The organism is Sporosarcina sp. USHLN248, assembly GCF_037144575.1.
Lineage (GTDB): Bacteria > Bacillota > Bacilli > Bacillales_A > Planococcaceae > Sporosarcina > Sporosarcina contaminans.
The window spans coordinates 1-240 of sequence record NZ_JBBCZC010000125.1 but is presented as its reverse complement, the minus strand read 5'-3'; the positions used below and the strand labels follow the sequence as shown (position 1 = coordinate 240).

1 protein-coding gene is annotated in these 240 nt (G+C 42.9%); it reads right to left on the bottom strand.

Annotation, left to right across the window (positions count from 1 at the left end; all coding sequences use genetic code 11):
• Nucleotides 1–240, bottom strand: a 240-nt coding sequence (locus WFH04_RS18225; RefSeq protein WP_336825741.1) for a transposase, incomplete at both ends; no start/stop codon positions are given.

Sequence of the window (240 nt, the reverse complement as noted above, 5' to 3'; positions counted from 1 at the left end):
GTCACAATAGGCCTCTTTCAGTTCATATGCCTTCTTCAATTCATCAGACATGCCTAGATAGCGATCTAAATACCAACGGTTTTTCTCCGTTAATTTCTCGCTGCGCTTATAGAAAACATGGCGCATCCTTTTACATTTCTTGCGGTCATATGCATGCCATTCCTTCTGCACTTTTCTTCGGACTTCATCCAGCGCCCAGTAGATATAACGACAAAAGTGAAAACGGTCTGCGACAATGAC